Consider the following 17247-nt stretch of genomic DNA (forward strand, 5'->3'; position numbering starts at 1 on the left):
TAACCGGAAATTTTTCGCGGACATAGCGAAAATTTATTATTATTGCAGTTTGCTTGGAAGCGCTTTACATTGAGCGTATCGGCTTTGCCATCATTGGAGCATGTGTCTCGGGAAGGAGGGAGATGTCAAAGGCCAACGAGCATGCGGCAAGCAGAATTGGATTTTAAGCACATCATAGAAGCGGGGTGAAAAAGCAAATGTCGGCACATGAAACCAAGCTTAGGTCTTACACAATGGTGAAGAAGAAGAGCAAGCTGATGCTTTGGTCCGATCTGAGACGCGATAAGTATTTATACTTGCTGGTTTTACCCGGAATCCTGTACTTCCTTATTTTTAAGTATTATCCGATGTGGGGCATTATCATTGCCTTTCAGGACTACTCTCCTTATTTGGGAGTGTGGAAAAGCGCCTGGGTCGGAATGGAGCATTTCGTCCGATTTTTTACGAACCCGAGCTTTTACGTCTTGTTCCGCAATACGATGATGATCAGCCTACTGAGCTTAGTCTTCTTTTTCCCGCTGCCTATCCTGCTAGCCTTAAGCATGAATGAGGTAGGCAACAAGTTATTCAAGCGAACTATACAATCTATCGTGTATTTACCTCATTTTCTGTCCTGGGTCATTATTGCAGGGATTACGTTTTTGCTTCTGTCCCAATCCAACGGCATCATCAACCTGCTCCTCGAGCGGATTGGATACGCCAAGATTGCTTTTTTAACCAGTGAGAACTATTTCTGGGCACTTCTTACCGGGCAGAACATATGGAAGGATACCGGGTGGGGTACGATCATTTTCCTCGCTGCGATCACGGGAATCGACTCCCAGCTGTATGAAGCGGCCAAGATCGACGGGGCGAGCCGTGCAAGGCAAATATGGCATATTACGCTTCCGGGAATACGGAATGTCATCATTATTTTGTTGATTTTGCGGCTGGGGCACATTATGGATGTCGGCTTCGAACAGGTGTTTTTGATGTCTAACGGAGCAGTAGCGAACGTTGCAGACGTGTTCGAAACGTATGTGTACCGGAACGGGATCCAGCAGGGGCAGTTCAGCTATACGACGGCTGTCGGGCTGTTTAAGTCCGTCATTGGACTTGTGCTGGTCGTATGGGCCAACTGGACAGCCAAGCGGTTTGGCGAAGAAGGCGTCTATTAAGGAGGGGCGTCGAGTGTAAAGGAGGATGAATCGCATGAGAGAAAGTCTGGGAGACCGGATTTTTAATATCACCAATATCGTGCTGCTGATTATCGTTGCCCTCGTTACCTTATTTCCTTTGTACTATGTGTTTGTCGTTTCCTTCACAGAGCCCGGCGAATTCGCCGATAAGAACGGCTTTGTGCTGCTGCCGAGCCGATGGAGCACAGGAGCTTACGAGTATTTGCTCTCGACCTCGGCTTTTATTAGGGCTACCGGAGTCAGCGCCTTTCTGGCCACGGTGGGAACCTTACTCAGCCTGATGATCACATCGGCGTTTTCCTTCGGTCTTTCCCGCAAAAGACTGCGTGGCAGAAACATCATGCTGTTCATGGTCATGTTCACCATCCTGTTCAATCCCGGTATCATCCCCGTTTATTTGCTGGTCCGGGATTTGGGGCTCATTAACAGCGTATGGTCGCTGATCATTCCGGTCCTGACGAGCGGCTGGTATGTCATCTTGATGAAAAGCTTCTTCGACAGTATTCCGATCGAGCTGGAGGAAGCGGCCATGATTGACGGCTGTAACGAGCTTACGATCTTTTTTCGGATCATTCTTCCGCTATCAGCCGCATCGCTGGCAGCGTTCGGATTGTTTTACGCGGTGGCTTACTGGAATACGTTCTTTAGCGCAGTCTTGTACATTAACGATTTTACCAAGGTGCCGCTGCAAATCGTATTGCGCAACATGCTGATCGATTCGGATACGGCGGTGGGAGGGGCGTCCGCAGTAGAGATGGCTTCCGATAAGCAGCTGCCTACACAGACGATCAAGATGGCTGCTGTGGTCATCTCTACGCTTCCCATCCTGATAGTGTACCCGTTCCTGCAAAAGCATTTTACGAAAGGCGTCATGCTCGGATCCGTCAAAGGATAATACAATATGAGGAGCTGTTACGATGAAAAACTTTAACGAACTGGATGCAAGTTGGCGAATTGAAAAAATAGAGCAAGTGGTGATGAAAGGCGAACGCAGACGATTGGCCGGATGCAATGCAAGACTCGGGGTACACGGCAAAGAAGTCAGCTTCCCAATGCTGAGCATTACGATAGGCGGCATTACCGGCTACGGCTGGTCGAGAATATCCAAAGAGAATGCAGCGGCTTTGGTCGGCAGCCGAGTCGGCGACATCTTCTCCGAGAAGCAATGGATCGACGACCGGTTCCAGGCGATTCAGTTCCCGCTGCTGGATTGGCTCGGACAAGTAAGAAACCAGCCGGTATACGAGCTGCTGAGCGGAACAAAGACGACGTCTCCTTTGCTGGTTCCCTGCTACGACACCTCCTTGTACTTCGATGATCTCCATCTTGCCACGGATGCCGAAGCGGTTCGGCTGCTTCAGGACGAGGCCATGCAGGGGTATAATGAAGGCTTCCGCGGCTTCAAAATTAAAGTGGGACGCGGGGCGATGCATATGGACTTGATGGAGGGAACTAGAAGGGACATCGCCATAGTCAACGGTATCCGGGAAGCCGTGGGGCCGGCATGCAATATTTCCATCGATGCCAATAATGGATATAACCTGAACTTGACCAAGCATGTGTTGAAAGAAACGGCGCAGTCCAATCTGCTGTGGATTGAGGAAGCATTCCATGAGGATGACCGGTTGTACCGCAATCTGAAGGAATGGATGGCCGAGCAGCAGCTGAACGTGCTCATTACCGACGGCGAAGGCTTGGCGGCGAAGCCGATCGTGGAGTGGGCGGAGCAAGGATTGATCGATGCCATTCAGTATGATCTGAAGGACTACGGAATTATTAACTGGTTAAAGCTCGCCGAACGGCTGGCACGAAGCGGAGTCAAGGCGGCACCGCATAACTACGGCGGTTTCTATGGCAATTATGCATCAGCCCACGCCTATCAGGCAATCAAAGGCTTCCTGTTCGTAGAGTGGGATGAAGCTCAGGTTCCCGGAATCGATACGTCCGGCTACTCGATTAGTGACGGTAAAATATCCGTTCCGCAAGCTCCGGGCTTCGGATTGCACGTCGACAAAAGCTACTACGATAATCAGGTCCGTGACAACGGATGGAGTGTATAGTCTCCCAGCCTACTAATATTCGAGGAGAGATGATTCCTTATGAACATTCGTGAGCATCGATGGTCCCGTAAGCCCGCTATACTGGCCGTTTCTTCCGCTATGCTGCTGTCTGCCTTTACAACCGCCTGCACATCGTCCACCAGCTCTCCGCCAAGTGAGGGAACGACTCCGAAGGAGGCTGCACCCCCCTCCGGCAAGCCAACGGAAATCAAGATCATGGTGGACTATACTATCGCCCAGCCGCCTTCTCCGGAAAATCCGGTACTGAAGGAATTCGAGAAGAAAACCAATACGAAGCTGACCGTTCAATGGGTGCCGGGAGGAGATTATTCGGACCGGGTCAATGTGGCGCTGGCAGCAGGGGATATTGCCGATTTAATCAAAATTCCAAGTATAACGACCCCGCTGTTCCGCCAAATGGTGAAACAGGGAGCGTTTTGGGATTTGACGCCTTATGTCAAGGACTATCCTAACCTCATGGCTCTGGATCCCAAGATTTGGAACAATACCAAAATTGACGGTAAAAGCTTCGCCGTGCCTGCAGGAAGGCCGTTGGACGGGGGCGGATTCTTCTCAATCCGCAAGGATTGGCTGGATAAGCTCGGACTGAAGATGCCAACGACGATGGATGAGCTGTATACTGTGATGAAAGCGTTTAAGGAGAACGCGCCGGACGGGAAAAAGGATACCGTCGGGTTCACGATGCGCAGCGCGCAAATGATCGAAGAGGTGTTCACCGGGACGGTTGGCCGATGGAAAGAGAAAGACGGCAAGCTCGTCAATATGAACCTCGAGCCGGAGGTCAAAGAATCGATTGCCTTCCAGCGCAAGCTGTACCAGGAAGGGTTAATCCCTCAAGACTTCCCGGTGCTGAAAGAAACCCAATACTGGGAGCTCGCCACAAGCGGCCGAGCTGGAGTTACTGCGGAAACGCCGGAAGCGCTGTTCCGATACACCATGGATCAATGGAAGAAGGATCCGAAGGTAGAGTGGACCCCATTGGTATCCTTGGCGCCTAAAGCGGGAGGGAAGCAGTACGTCTCTCAAGGCTCCGGGATGAACGGCGTATTGGCGATACCCAAATCCGTACCGGAAGCCAAGATGAAGGCGATATTGAGCTTCATCAACTATGGCTCCGGCGGCGAAGGTCTGGATTTGACTCTATACGGAATAAAAGATGTCCATTATTCAGTAGCCGACGGCTTGAAGATAGCTAACGACAAAGCGGTGGCGGATAGCGTAGGAACCGGCTCGTGGGGAAAAATGTTCAGTACGCCTGTCGTAGACCTATGGCAATATGCAGCGGGCATGCCTAAAGAGATTTACCAGCGTAATATGAAAATCGCGGAGGAGCGTTCGAAAATATCCGTTGGCGATCCGGCGATCGGGTTGGTCTCAGAGACGGATCTCAAGATGGGCGCGGATTATACCAAGAAAATTGCCGATATGAAGACACAGGTTATTATCGGGAAAATTCCGATGGAGGAATGGGATAAATACGTTGAGACGCTGAAAAAGGATGCCAACTATCAAAAAATTACGGAGGAAATAAACGCAGAATATCAAAAACGCAAATCTGCCAAATAAGAGGTGCAGGCAGACTAGGATGAACAAAGCAAACTGTTTGACTGCTTGGAGCAGTTCATACGGTTTGTTTTTCTTTACTGAAATCCCGGAGAAGTAATTCTCCAGTTCGCGCATCCCAGAATTGATATTTTTTTGGCAGGTGAACAAGAATATCTTATTTTTCAACAAATATTACTGAGTTTTCAGCATAGACACCCCTAATTAATCGGAGATATGATAAAAAGTGTAAGGGTTTACAAACAAAATGGGGGACTTGAACATGAGGATGAAACAGATTGCGCCGGTAATGTCGGCCTTGCTTGCCGTAACGATGCTGGCGGCATGCAGCAGCAAAGGGAATGAAAGCGCTACAAAGGAAACGGCTGTACAGCCCGTCGTAGATATGACGAAACCGGTCACGTTGACGGTAGCTTCCGGTTTGGGCATGAGCCTGGAGGACTTCGACAAAAGCTATGGCGATGACATTCGGAAGAAGTTTCCCAATGTTACATTAAACTATATTGCGCGCGGTCAAGGAACCACGATACCCGAGCTTATCGCTGCAGGAACCTATCCGGATCTGGTGTTCGGCGTACTATCGGATGTCGATAACTACCTGATCAACCTGAATTTGCACATGGATATGGCGCCGCTTGCCAAGAAGCACGGATATGATCTTGGGAGGTTCGAGCCGGGCTTGCTGGATGCGATTAAGACGACGACGCCGGAAGGCAGCCTCATCGGTCTGCCGATGCCTTATGGCGGAACGCAGGTTATGTTTTACAACAAATCCATCTTCGATAAATTCGGTGTGCCTTACCCTAAGGACGGCATGACTTGGGATGATACATATGACTTGGCGAAGAAGATGACACGTAACGAAGGCGGCGAAATTTATCGCGGGTTCAGCTCGTTCTACGGCGTCGTGCTTCGCGATAATCAGCTGTCGGTTCCCTATCTCGATCCGAAAGCCGATAAAATGTACAATCCGGAGAAATGGAAGGAGCTGTTCCTTAACATTTCCCGATTCTATGAGATTCCTAACAATATGAGAGCGGAAGGAACTTCGCAAACTACGGAAGCGGCTGCGTTCGGCGCTACGCAGAAGGTTGCATTGACCGTCACCCAATTCGGCGCGTACAGCGGTCTTCCGGATGAGATGAACTGGGATATGGTTACCATGCCGACATTCAAGGAAGCGCCTAATACGTCCGGGATGGTCACTGGCTCCAGCGCTTACTGGTACATCACGAAGACGAATCAAAATCCGGATATGACCTTCAAAGTTGTTGAATACTTGCTGTCGGACGAGAGACAGATCGCGGAAGCGAAGTCGAAAGCGAATATGCCGTCCGTTAGGACGATCAAAGATTTGGATAAGATTCTGGGCTCCGAGATGCCTAAGCTGAAAGGCAAGAACATGGCAGCCGTTACAACGATGAAGCCTGCGGCCGTTCCACCGGCTCGTTCCCAAGGACTTGTAGGCGCCAACCTGAACGAGTTGAAAAAAATCGTTGAGGGTACGATCAACAAGCTTATAATCAACAAGATCGATATCAATACTGCGCTTCGCGAAGCGGAAGAAGCAATGGCGAAGCAGGTCGAAGCCAAGAAGAGTCAATGATGGATAACAAACCGTCGGGTTACCCGGCGGTTTGTTGCTTTTTGCAGTTTCTTATGCGGTAATGGGAAAGTACATTTCGCTTGCATTACAGACATTAAGTATCTATAATGTAGTTTATGAGGATGAGGGAATGGGCGGCATTTATAAAAGCTGGGATCGCTCATGAGTTTTCCAAAAAAGTAAGTGCTCAACATGCAGCAAACAAGAAAGCTCAGTTTCTTGTAACTTATTATGGATATTACAGATCCAGAAGGGTGGTTATTATGAATCCATTAGTTGATGTAGGAATTATCGGCGGCGGGCCTGCCGGCTTGAGTGCAGCATTGGTGCTGGTTAGGGCTAGAAAAAGCGTGATTGTCATTGATGAAGGGCGTCCGCGCAATCGGGTTACCCGCGAGTCTCATGGGTTTCTTACCCGGGACGGCATTCAGCCGGGTGAGCTTCGGCGAATTGCGAAGGAACAGATATCCGCATATCCTGGCGTCCAGTTTGTAGAGGATACCGCTGTATCCGTCACCGGCTCCGATGGTAACTTTCTGATACAGACCGGCCGGGGAGAGGAGTACCGGTGCAAAAAAGTGCTTTTTGCCTCAGGAATGAAGGACCTGCCGGTAGAAATAAACGGATTGTCTGACGTGTACGGCAAAAGCGCCTTTGTCTGCCCGTACTGCGATGGATGGGAGCTTAGAGACCGGCCGCTCGTAGTCATCGTCAAAGGAGCGAAGGCTCTGCATCTGGCGAAAATGCTGTCCGGCTGGACCGACCGGTATACCGTCTGCACGAATGGTCCTGATGAGTTGACGGATGAACAACGCGAGGAGCTGAAGCAGCATGGCGTGCCAGTGCTCGATTCACCGATCAAGCAGATCGAATCGGTTGACGGCATGGTACAGCAGGTTGTATTGGAGGACGGTACGGCAGTGCCGTGCACGGGAATCTTCTTCGCTCCGAAGCTTGCTGCAGGCTCAGACTTGCCGAAGGCGCTGGGCTGCAAAGTGGCGGATTCAGGAATGGTAGTGGTCGACGGCTTGGGCAAAACGAACGTACCCGGCGTCTATAGCGCAGGTGATGCGGCATCGGAGCTGTATCAGGTGGTAAACGCCGCATCATTAGGGTCATTAACTGGAATGGGAATCAATCATGACTTGATTTCAGAAGCCTGGTACAGCGATGACAAAGCGATATAATGATTAGTGCAGAGTCTTGAAGGCCAAAAATGGATATATCTCATAAGTTGGCCTGGCCGCAGCAATTCTATTCCAAAAACTACTGTTTTTCCGCCAAATTGTTACATGAAATGGAAGCTTGAATCCTCAGGCTTCTCTTTTTTTTGTCGAATAGAAGAGAAGGAATTCCAAGTGCTTCGCTAGAATTAATAATGTGAAAGCGTTAAATTGACAAGAGCCGCATAGTATTGAGCATTTTCAGGCATATTGCCTGTTCAAATTTTGGACAAAAGATTGTGTCGAAAAAATGTACTTTGGCCCTGACCTATTGCAAAGAGGGAAATCTTCAGAAAACTGCCGAAGGATCCGGGTATTAGCCGGAAAATGCCGGGAAAAACGATGATTTAAGTGTGCTAATTATCAAAATCATACCTTTTCGGAATTTGTAAATGCATTTATCAGGATTACTTATGAATCTTATAAGGTCATTCTAATTGACCTGTTTGGCTTGCTGTGTTAGGTTCAATATATCTAAAGATTAAGAAGATAAGTTTACTGGGAATTAAATATTACTACTGGGGTGGATATTGTTGGAACTTCAAGTAACGAACAGTCCTTTTAGTCAGGAGCAGGCAGAGCTGCTCAATCGTCTTCTGCCTACTTTAACGGAATCGCAACGCATTTGGTTAAGCGGATACTTAACGGCGCTTCAAGGCGCTGCAGCCGCGGCAGCACCAGCCGGAGCACCCGCAGCCGTCGCAGCGGCTAGCACACCTTCCGTCTCCAAGGAAGTAACCGTGCTCTTCGGATCACAGACCGGCAAGAGCCAAGGCTTGGCAAAGAAGATGTCGAAAAAGCTCGAGGAACGCGGGTTTCAAGTATCGCTCTCCTCAATGAGCGACTTCAAAACGAACGGCTTGAAAAAAGTGCAAAACCTGCTTATTTGCGTGAGCACGCATGGCGAAGGAGATCCTCCGGATAACGCGCTTCCTTTCTATGAGTTCCTTCACAGCAAACGGGCGCCGAAGCTGGATGGCTTACGTTTCTCCGTCCTGGCATTGGGCGACACGTCCTATGAATTTTTCTGTAAGACGGGCAAGGATTTCGACCAGCGCTTGGAAGAGCTCGGCGGAACACGGATTGCGCAGCGCGTAGACTGTGACGTTGATTTCGATGAGGCCGCTGCCGAATGGATGGAGAGTGTATTGGGCTCTCTCAGTGAGACTTCGGGGACTGTATCGAGTCCGGCAAGCAATGCAGGCGCTGCTGCAGCGAGCGACACGGCATCGGAATATTCGAGAACGAATCCATTCCAAGCCGAGGTTCTTGAGAATTTAAATTTGAACGGCCGCGGTTCCGATCGTGAGACCCGCCACGTTGAGCTATCCCTCGAAGGTTCCAACCTTCAGTATGAGCCGGGGGATTGCCTCGGTATCATTCCGGAAAATGACCCTCGTCTTGTAAGCGAGCTTATCGCCGCAATGGGGTGGAAGCCGGAGGAACAGGTTACAATTAATAAAAATGGCGATAAACTGTCCGTACAAGAGGCATTGCTGCGTCATTATGAAATTTCCGTTTTGACCAAACCATTGCTGGAGCAAGCAGCCAAGCTTTCTTCGAGCAGCTCGCTCAAAGAGCTTGTAGAACCAGGACATGAGCAGGGGCTGAAAGCCTATATTAAAGAACGGGATCTTCTGGATTTGGTTCAGGACCACTCTTTTAAGGGAGTGTCGGCGGCAGAATTCGTCTCCATCCTGAGAAAAATGCCGGCTCGCTTGTACTCGATCTCGAGCAGCTCCAAGGCGTCTCCGGAAGAGGTGCACATTACGGTTCGCGCCGTGCGGTACGAGTCGCATGGACGCGAGAGATACGGCGTCTGCTCCGTTCAGCTTGCCGAAAGGGTACAATTGGGCGACAAGCTGCCGGTATTCATTCAAAACAACCCGAACTTCAAGCTTCCGGAAAGTCAGGATACGCCTATCATTATGATCGGACCGGGTACGGGCGTAGCGCCGTTCAGAGCCTTCTTGGCTGAGCGGGAAGAGACCGGAGCGGAAGGCAAGACATGGCTGTTCTACGGAGACCAGCACTTCACCACCGATTTCCTGTATCAAATCGAATGGCAGCGCTGGATGAAAGCGGGAGTATTGACACGTATGGATGTTGCCTTCTCCCGGGATACGGACAAGAAAGTATACGTTCAGCATAGAATGCTCGAGAAGAGCAAGGAGCTGTACCAATGGCTGCAAGAAGGCGCGAATGTATACGTCTGCGGCGACGAGAAGAAGATGGCGCACGACGTACATGCAACGCTGCTGACCATCCTCGAACAAGAGGGCGGCTTCAGTCCGGACGAAGCGGCGGAATATTTGAGCCGCATGCAGCAGCAAAAACGGTACCAGCGGGATGTTTACTAAGCACGATTCCTGAAGAAAAGAGGAGAAAGCAGCATGTCAGATAATAACTTACTGTCACCGAACAGTGCTCCGCACAGTGACGTAGAAGAGATCAAACGCAGAACGAATTACCTACGGGGCAGCCTTGCAGAGACGTTGGAAGACGTCCTCACGGCCTCTATCCCGGAAGACGATAACCGCTTGATGAAATTTCACGGCAGCTACATGCAGGACGACCGGGATTTGCGCAACGAGCGTCATAAGCAGAAGCTGGAGCCTGCTTATCAATTCATGCTTCGCGTACGCGCGGCGGGCGGAGTCGTTACATCGGATCAATGGCTGATGATGGACCGCATCGCGCAAAACTATGCGAACGGCACGATCCGCTTGACTACCCGTCAATCGTTCCAATTGCATGGCGTATTGAAATGGAACATGAAGAAGACGATCCGCGAAGTGAACGACGCCTTGCTGAGCACATTGGCGGCTTGCGGCGACGTTAACCGTAACGTCATGTGCAACCCGAATCCATATCAATCGGAGGTTCATTCCGAAGTATACGAGTGGGCGCGCAGAATCAGCAATCATCTCGATCCTCGGACTAGAGCGTATCATGAAATTTGGCTCGACGGTGAGAAGATCGTTGATAGCCAAGATAACGACGTAGAACAAGAGCCAATTTACGGTAAAGTGTATTTGCCGCGTAAATTCAAAATCGGTATGGCTGTACCGCCGTCCAACGACGTCGATGTATTCTCCCAAGACTTGGGATACATTGCAATTATTGAAGACGGACGTCTGGTTGGCTTCAACGTTACGGTAGGCGGAGGAATGGGGATGACCCATGGAGACCCGCTGACCTATCCTCAAGTGGCACAGGTGATCGGCTTCTGCACACCGGAGCAAGTCGTTGACGTTGCGGAGAAAACCGTTACGATCCAGAGAGACTACGGCGACCGCTCCGTCCGTAAGCACGCACGCTTTAAATATACGATTGATGACCGCGGTATCGATTGGTTCATTGAAGAATTGAGCAGCCGTCTCGGCTGGAAGCTGGAAGCGGCGCGTCCGTATACATTTGAACATAACGGAGACCGTTATGGCTGGGTTAAGGGAAGCAACGGAAAATGGCATTTCACGTTGTTCATCCAAAATGGCCGCGTTATGGATGAAGGTGACTATTTGCTGATGACCGGTCTTAGAGAAATTGCCAAGATTCATACCGGTGACTTCCGCCTGACTCCGAACCAGAACCTGATTATCGGCAATGTAAGCAGCCAGAAGAAGAAAAAGATTGAAGATTTAATTAAGGAATACGGCCTCTCCGATGGAGTGCAGCATACGGCCTTGCAAAGAAATTCCATGGCCTGTGTAGCTTTGCCGACCTGTGGAATGGCGATGGCCGAGGCGGAGCGCTACCTTCCGGAATTGCTGCAAAAAATCGAGCCTATGCTCAATGAGGCCGGTTTGCGCGAGGACGATATCGTGATTCGGATGACGGGCTGCCCGAATGGCTGCGCGCGTCCGATGCTGGCAGAGCTTGCGTTCATCGGTAAAGCACCGGGCAAGTACAATATGTACTTGGGAGGCGGCTTCGCCGGAGACCGTCTGAATAAGCTTTACAAAGAAAACATCGGCGAAACGGAAATTTTGGAGTCGCTGCAGCCGATCATTACCCAATATGCCAAAGAACGGCATGAGGGCGAGCATTTTGGCGATTTCACTATCCGTGCCGGGTATGTCAAAGAAGTTCGCTCCGGTCAAGATTTTCATTCATAATCCATCAAGCTTGATTACAAACGAAGTGGCTCCCCTGGGGATTCACTTCGTTTTTTGCAAAAATACACTATTTTTCAATTAAAAATAGCGAATAGCATTGGAGCGGACTTCCCCGGAATAACTTATTTCATCCAGCTCATTACGATATGCTGTCACCATATAGCGGCGAATGCGATGCAATGGCCTGCGGTCTATTCCCCAGAAGCCCGGATGCTTGTTAAGACCGCAGCCGATATCAATTTTCATGCGACCCTCCCCATTCCTAGACGCGTGTTTTTACGGCACATTCATTATTTTGTATAGTATGTTTGTACCTACCGAGTCGTATAGTTAGTTGCCATGCCCCTGCCGAAATGTTCAGAATGAAATGCAAGCATGTGTAACAACAAGGGGAGAGCAGGATTTGTGATAAAATACCATAGGAGAACGCATCTGAACTATCGATTCTACGCATATAGTTTCAGAATGAACATTTTATAAAAGGGAGTCATGATATGAGCAATGCATCACAAACAGTCCGGAAGTCTCCGTCCCAATTTTGGATACAAGCCTGGGAGCAGGCGTCGGGGGCGGATCTTCGCGTCGGCAGCGATCTGGAGGAGGAAAAATACTGGCGCGAGAACGCAGCGGCCTACGATGAGCGAAATCCGTTAGCGCCATATACACAGCCCATAATGGATAAGGTGTTTCAGCACCTGCAGCCGGATGATCATCTGCTGGAAATAGGTCCGGGTACGGGAGGCTTCACCCGATTGCTCGGTCCGCATGTCCGGGAAGTGACGCTCATTGAACCGTCAGCCGCCATGTATGAGGTGCTGTGCAGCAGCTGGGACCAAGGAGATAAGCCGCTGCCCAAGGCGCTGATAGCCAAGTGGGAGGAGGCGCCTGAGGTTACGGCCGATATTGTATTTGGCGCGAATGCCTTCTACCGGATCCGGGACATGAAATCCAGCTTGCTGAAAATGCATCAAACGGCGCGCCGTCATGTGTTTCTTATTCAGTCGATCGGGCGGCCTTTTGCCGGACCTCTTCATGCAGTGGACAATGGAGAATGGGTGGATAAAGAACGTGCAGAGGTTTTATCCGGCATTCTGGATGAGCTCAATATCCGCCACCGGTACGATACATTCCCTATTCAGCGGAAAAATGGGATGATCCATGATGTTGCCCTGATTCACTGGAGCAATTTGCAGAGCGAATAAGGAAATAAACAATACCAGAGGCGATCTGCTATAAGCGATTAGAACAAAGGGTACGAAAAACAAATTCGATATGCGAAGAATATGTTACGGATGCCAAAATATGGGGTAAATACACCTTTAAGTGCCCATATGAACCAATGGGTTCCGACTAGAACAGCTCCCGCTGCCGTAGCCAAGCATGCTGCGCGGGTTAGCTGTAAAAGGAGGCTGCAGTTTGAATACACTGTGGGGCATACGCACAAGCATTAGGGATTGGTTCGAGGCCATATACCGGCTTTGCCAGGCATGGCTGGCCAAATATCCGTACATCCGGGTGGCGTATGCGATTCTGGTTTGGTTATCACTGATCGTATTTGTTTTAAGCTTGATCTTCTTCAGAGAATCACGAACGATGCTCGTTCAATACTTATGGTCGCTGTACGTGCTGCTGCAGTTCTGGTTTCTGTGCAGAAGCAAAACGCTGCGATGGAAACCGATCGTTCTATTCGTCCTTGCAGGCGTATATCTTGTCACTCCGATCACAACGCTAACGCTGAGCGGCTTCCATGCGGTATTCGGGGGCAAAACATCCGATACGTGGTCGGTTGCGGTCCTTACCCCGATCTTTGAGGAGGTATGGAAGCTCCTTCCGCTTGCCGTCTACCTGCTGTTCTCCCGGAGAGCGTCCGCCCTTAGCTTGGGCGATTATACGTTGATCGGCGCAGCTACCGGGGTCGGCTTTCAGCTGATGGAGGAGCTTTCGCGGCGATGGCTGAATTCCGGCATCATTGGAAGAACATTTGGATACAGCACGACGCTGCTTGGCGGTGAAACGATTCATTGGGACGTATTCTCACTGTTTCCCGGCCGGTTTGAGGAAAGTCTGCTGCCGACCTTGATGACCGTTGGACATCCCGTACATACCGCGATGATCGCACTTGCCTGCGGCGCCGCCTATCGGCTGCGGATAAGAATGAAGCGGTGGATCTATGCATTCCCGGCACTCATGCTGCTATGGTCCATCCTGGATCACGCCGCATATAACGGCCAGCACAAGCTGCCGGATTGGGTGTTCACCATCCATGGATGGACAGGTGACGGTTATTTGACGCAGCCGGCCTTTCTCCTCATGCTGGTGGCGGCGATATTCGCCGATTACCGTTCGCTGAACCGGATTCGGGATCGACTTCCGTCTTTACCGGGCGAGACGATAATCAATCCGTTGACGGAGCTCTGGAACACCGCATACGCCTTACTGCGCGACCGGGGCCAATTTCCTTCTTGGATCGGCTTTTACCGGAAACGGCGTGAGCTTGGCTTTCAATTGCTTTATGGCAATGAGGAAGCAAGGGGCAGGGATGATCGTATCCGGGAACGGATGATGGTATTGTACCGCACACTTGCCGGGATAGCGGCGATATTGCTTGTTGCCGGTCTCTTCGCAGGTTTGATGGATTATTACATGGGCGGAGATAGTACATCGTGCTTCGCCTGTATGTTCGATTCCCTGCAAAGATGGTGGGATCGGCTGGATTGGTATGAGCAGGGCGCCATTATGCTCGGTGCGCTGGCGTTATCCCTGCTGTTTGTCGGGTTCTGGCCGGCTCTCGGCTTTGCTTTGACCGTAGGAGGGATAGCTGGCAGCGGGCATACGATTGCCGATTATATCCGTGACCCTCGAAAGCTGCTGACGCCGGAGAATGCGCTGGCCGTAGCGACAGGCATTGTTCTAAGCCGCATTCCATTCGGCAGAGCGCTTCGTTGGGCAGGGAAGAAAGGCCGGGATTACGTCCGCAAGCTCCTCGACAAGCTGGGCTCTCGGAAGCCTGATGCGGATATACCCAATAAACCGCCGAGGCATGATGGCATGGATGCCGACAAGCCTGCGGACGAACCGAATCACAACAATAAGCAAGACGATGAAAAGGGAGATAAAGGGGACGACGAGAAGGCTACCGTGGCAGGTAAATCGTTCAACGAGGTCGAAATAGTCGATCATAGGGGAAACCCGCTGGGTGAGTTCGATGAGATTGACCTGGACAATCGTATTTTCTACGAAGACAAGACCGCCAAAGGACTGGACCGCATTAATCCGCGAACGGGACAGCCCGCTCAGACGCCGCAAGAGTTTGCCGACAAGCAAATATGGAAGAAGACTCGGGTGCGGATTCAGAATATGCTGGAAAAAGCGGCCTCCACCCGCCCGACGCCTAACGGGTCTGCCGAAGTGCCCGATTTGGAGGAGATTAAGTCGATCAAAGACTTCGTGTTCCGGCTCGACGGGGATACCCCGGAGCTCCGAGCCGCCGTTGAGAACAGCTTGAATCAACTTAGAAACGAATTCCCGGATTATACCTTTAACGTCTTATTTGGGGGGAAACCGTAATGTCAATCAGCGCATTTATACCTGAACCTGCCGATGAGCTAGAACGGCAGTTTCACGTGCCCGTTGCGGCGGAGGCATTCTTCGCGGAATGCTGGGAGCCGGCGGCGGAAGCATTAGGTTTAAAGTGGGTACCTGTGTTTTCGACAGGGATTGAAATCATGAAGGAAGACTTGCCGGATGTGCTCGACGAGCTGAATCGGCTCAAGGAATGGGCCATGGATCAGCCGGGCGGAGAGAGAATGGAAAAGCTGACGATGCGGATCGAATTATTGCTGACCGAGCTGCCCAAAGCGCTGCAGCGGGACGGGGCAATTGTCTATATCGGGTAATGGAGGGATGAAGCGTTGAGTACCACCGATCATTGGATAGAGCATGTCATCCGGATGGCGGAGGACAATGCCGTTAAGGAAGAACCGTTTGCGGCGATCGTAGTTCGCGGCGAGGTAATCGTAGGGACGGGTGTCAACTGTGTGCACGCAACAATCGATCCAAGTGCCCATGCAGAGCTGCTGGCTATCCGGGATGCATGCAAACGGCTGGGCACCATCGATTTATCCGATTGTGAGCTGTATGCCAGCGGTGAGCCGTGTCCGATGTGCATGGGAGCTATCTATTGGGCCAAACCGCGGGCTGTTTATTTTGCATGCAGCAAAGAGGAGGCGGCTGCAGGCGCCGGCTTCACGGATCCGCTTAGCAGCTTTTTTGCCGAGATGGGGCGACCGCCGGAAGAGAGGACTCTAAGCTTCCATCAAATCCATTCTTCACGCAAGCTGGAGCCGTTTAAGGCTTGGGCTGCGTACAGAAGCAAAGTATGAGGACTACAATATGAACAATCTGCCCGAAATTTTGAAGACACACTATGATCTGGATATTACCGGTTTAAAGCCTATGCAGGGAGGTTGGGCTGCTCTTGCGTTCAGAGTGTATGACAACAGCCATACGTATTTCCTGAAGATGTATGAACAAAGCAGAGCGTCCACCTCTAAATGGACGCAACACATTGATGATTACGTGCCGATTACGGTTTGGCTGCATCAGCATAGCCGTTTGAAGTATAAAATCCCTGTTCCGGTGATAACACAGCAAGGCGAGTATAAGGTTGAAGACGATGAGGGCGTATATTTGCTCTATGAATATATCGACGGGGCAACTATAGGCGAGACGTCTTTGTCCAAACAGCAAGTGATCCAGCTCTCAGAAATCATAGCCGAGCTTCATCGCTATGGAGACGAAATCCCCGTCCCAACAGATGCATTACGTGAGGATTTCACCGTACCGTTCCTGCATCAGTTAAGACTTGCATTGAACGAAGAGTATGCCGAATTGCCCGACGATGTAAGTATAACCGTAGAGCCTTACAGGCCACCGATGAATGCTCTTATGGATACTCTCGACAGTCTGTCCGGCTATTTGAAGGGACGAACCTGCAGCATGGCGCTATGCCACACTGATATTCATAATTGGAACATGATGCAGTCCGGACAACAGCTAATGCTGATCGACTGGGAAGGATTGAAGCTGGCTCCCGTTGAAGCGGATTTCATGTTTTTGACGGATCAGCCGTATTATGATGCGTTTCTCGATATATATCGGAATGTTCATCCCGGCTTTGAGCTTTGCACCGAAGCTTTGCAGTTTTACAAATATAAACGTTTGCTGGAAGATATATGGGAATTTATGGAGCAGCTGATGTTCGATAAGCAGAATGCCGATGAGCGAGCGGCTACACTTAACAGCTTGCAAAAAGAGCTGAATCACCTGTAACATCGCACCTTCCATCCAATGGGGCAGTCTCCGGACTGTCCTTGTTTGCATTAGTCTGATGTTCTTCTGCGAAGCGATAATAATTTTTAATTATAAAAGAATCGTACTGCCAATCCGCGAAACGTGCCGGATATAATGGAACCATAT

General features: G+C 50.5%; 14 protein-coding genes. 13 read left to right on the forward strand and 1 reads right to left on the reverse strand.

The window, feature by feature from the left end:
• Positions 1-233 precede the first annotated feature (233 nt).
• The 8 genes from ACFQ88_RS03040 (at position 234) to cysI (ending at position 11769) form a co-directional block, all read left to right on the forward strand.
• Positions 234-1157, forward strand: coding sequence for an ABC transporter permease (locus ACFQ88_RS03040; RefSeq protein ID WP_379453554.1), 924 nt, complete (start codon positions 234-236; stop codon positions 1155-1157).
• Positions 1158-1191: 34 nt separating this feature from the next.
• Positions 1192-2073 carry a carbohydrate ABC transporter permease gene (locus ACFQ88_RS03045; RefSeq protein ID WP_379451676.1) on the forward strand — a complete coding sequence of 294 codons (882 nt, stop codon included), beginning with the start codon at positions 1192-1194 and terminating at the stop codon, positions 2071-2073.
• A gap of 22 nt (positions 2074-2095) precedes the next feature.
• The gene (locus ACFQ88_RS03050) at positions 2096-3238 is read left to right on the forward strand and encodes an enolase C-terminal domain-like protein (RefSeq protein WP_379451678.1); all 1143 of its coding nucleotides are present in this window, start codon (positions 2096-2098) and stop codon (positions 3236-3238) included.
• A 39-nt stretch (positions 3239-3277) separates the two neighbouring features.
• Complete coding sequence (locus tag ACFQ88_RS03055) at positions 3278-4825, forward strand: extracellular solute-binding protein (RefSeq protein ID WP_239634956.1); 1548 nt, start codon at positions 3278-3280, stop codon at positions 4823-4825.
• Between the two features lie 259 nt (positions 4826-5084).
• Entirely contained in the window at positions 5085-6428 is a 1344-nt protein-coding gene (locus ACFQ88_RS03060) for an ABC transporter substrate-binding protein (protein ID WP_379451680.1), read from the forward strand.
• A gap of 263 nt (positions 6429-6691) precedes the next feature.
• Positions 6692-7615, forward strand: a complete 924-nt coding sequence (locus tag ACFQ88_RS03065; RefSeq protein WP_379451682.1) for an NAD(P)/FAD-dependent oxidoreductase — start codon at positions 6692-6694, stop codon at positions 7613-7615.
• A 569-nt stretch (positions 7616-8184) separates the two neighbouring features.
• Positions 8185-10011 carry an assimilatory sulfite reductase (NADPH) flavoprotein subunit gene (locus ACFQ88_RS03070; protein ID WP_379451684.1) on the forward strand — a complete coding sequence of 609 codons (1827 nt, stop codon included), beginning with the start codon at positions 8185-8187 and terminating at the stop codon, positions 10009-10011.
• 33 nt (positions 10012-10044) lie between these two features.
• The gene (gene cysI, locus ACFQ88_RS03075) at positions 10045-11769 is read left to right on the forward strand and encodes an assimilatory sulfite reductase (NADPH) hemoprotein subunit (RefSeq protein WP_379451686.1); all 1725 of its coding nucleotides are present in this window, start codon (positions 10045-10047) and stop codon (positions 11767-11769) included.
• A gap of 78 nt (positions 11770-11847) precedes the next feature.
• Here cysI and ACFQ88_RS03080 read toward each other — a convergent pair whose 3' ends face one another.
• On the reverse strand, positions 11848-12015 hold the full coding sequence (locus ACFQ88_RS03080) for a hypothetical protein (protein WP_379451688.1): 168 nt from the start codon (positions 12013-12015) through the stop codon (positions 11848-11850).
• Between the two features lie 248 nt (positions 12016-12263).
• Between ACFQ88_RS03080 and ACFQ88_RS03085 the strand changes: the two genes are divergently transcribed.
• The 5 genes from ACFQ88_RS03085 (at position 12264) to ACFQ88_RS03105 (ending at position 17100) form a co-directional block, all read left to right on the forward strand.
• Positions 12264-12971 carry a class I SAM-dependent methyltransferase gene (locus tag ACFQ88_RS03085; protein WP_379451690.1) on the forward strand — a complete coding sequence of 236 codons (708 nt, stop codon included), beginning with the start codon at positions 12264-12266 and terminating at the stop codon, positions 12969-12971.
• A gap of 214 nt (positions 12972-13185) precedes the next feature.
• Positions 13186-15336: a PrsW family intramembrane metalloprotease gene (locus ACFQ88_RS03090; protein WP_379451692.1), complete on the forward strand. Its 2151-nt coding sequence runs from the start codon at positions 13186-13188 to the stop codon at positions 15334-15336.
• Entirely contained in the window at positions 15336-15665 is a 330-nt protein-coding gene (locus tag ACFQ88_RS03095; protein WP_379451694.1) for a hypothetical protein, read from the forward strand. Before ACFQ88_RS03090 ends, ACFQ88_RS03095 begins: the two co-directional genes overlap by 1 nt.
• Positions 15666-15680: 15 nt before the next feature.
• Entirely contained in the window at positions 15681-16151 is a 471-nt protein-coding gene (locus ACFQ88_RS03100) for a nucleoside deaminase (RefSeq protein ID WP_379451696.1), read from the forward strand.
• A gap of 10 nt (positions 16152-16161) precedes the next feature.
• Entirely contained in the window at positions 16162-17100 is a 939-nt protein-coding gene (locus ACFQ88_RS03105; protein ID WP_379451698.1) for an aminoglycoside phosphotransferase family protein, read from the forward strand.
• Positions 17101-17247: the final 147 nt, after the last annotated feature.

This window comes from Paenibacillus sp. NPDC056579 (assembly GCF_042793215.1).
Taxonomy (GTDB): domain Bacteria; phylum Bacillota; class Bacilli; order Paenibacillales; family NBRC-103111; genus Paenibacillus_S.

Excerpts from the sequence above, each read along its gene's own strand:
- ACFQ88_RS03040 (WP_379453554.1), top strand. The coding sequence starts at position 234 with ATGGTGAAGAAGAAGAGCAAGCTGATGCTTTGGTCCGATCTGAGACGC.
- ACFQ88_RS03045 (WP_379451676.1), top strand. The coding sequence starts at position 1,192 with ATGAGAGAAAGTCTGGGAGACCGGATTTTTAATATCACCAATATCGTG.
- ACFQ88_RS03050 (WP_379451678.1), top strand. The coding sequence starts at position 2,096 with ATGAAAAACTTTAACGAACTGGATGCAAGTTGGCGAATTGAAAAAATA.
- ACFQ88_RS03055 (WP_239634956.1), top strand. The coding sequence starts at position 3,278 with ATGAACATTCGTGAGCATCGATGGTCCCGTAAGCCCGCTATACTGGCC.
- ACFQ88_RS03060 (WP_379451680.1), top strand. The coding sequence starts at position 5,085 with ATGAGGATGAAACAGATTGCGCCGGTAATGTCGGCCTTGCTTGCCGTA.
- ACFQ88_RS03065 (WP_379451682.1), top strand. The coding sequence starts at position 6,692 with ATGAATCCATTAGTTGATGTAGGAATTATCGGCGGCGGGCCTGCCGGC.
- cysI (WP_379451686.1), top strand. The coding sequence starts at position 10,045 with ATGTCAGATAATAACTTACTGTCACCGAACAGTGCTCCGCACAGTGAC.
- ACFQ88_RS03080 (WP_379451688.1), bottom strand. The coding sequence starts at position 12,015 with ATGAAAATTGATATCGGCTGCGGTCTTAACAAGCATCCGGGCTTCTGG.
- ACFQ88_RS03085 (WP_379451690.1), top strand. The coding sequence starts at position 12,264 with ATGAGCAATGCATCACAAACAGTCCGGAAGTCTCCGTCCCAATTTTGG.
- ACFQ88_RS03095 (WP_379451694.1), top strand. The coding sequence starts at position 15,336 with ATGTCAATCAGCGCATTTATACCTGAACCTGCCGATGAGCTAGAACGG.
- ACFQ88_RS03105 (WP_379451698.1), top strand. The coding sequence starts at position 16,162 with ATGAACAATCTGCCCGAAATTTTGAAGACACACTATGATCTGGATATT.